Annotated in this window: 1 protein-coding gene; it reads left to right on the forward strand. The window is 53.4% G+C overall.

Annotated elements, in window-relative coordinates; translation table 11 throughout:
• Positions 1 to 238 (forward strand): hypothetical protein (locus GBI66_RS19585; protein ID WP_308464072.1); only part of this gene is annotated, 238 nt, incomplete at both ends.

The following is a 238-nucleotide window of genomic DNA, read 5'->3' on the forward strand; positions in this document are numbered from 1 at the left end:
CCTGCTGATGCAGCGACCAGTGCTGTGACCTTGTTGATCAATGGCGTGACCTATACAGCGACCGTTGATCCAGCAACAGGCAACTGGAGCGCGAGTGTTGCAGGTAGTGACCTGTTGGCGGCTGGTGATAAAACCATTGATGCAACAGCAACCTTCACCGATACCGCGGGTAACAGCAGCAACATCACAGATACGCAAGTGTATACCGTAGATGTGACTGCACCGAATGCCCCAGACA

The organism is Acinetobacter sp. TUM15071, assembly GCF_008980925.1.
GTDB lineage: Bacteria > Pseudomonadota > Gammaproteobacteria > Pseudomonadales > Moraxellaceae > Acinetobacter > Acinetobacter dispersus.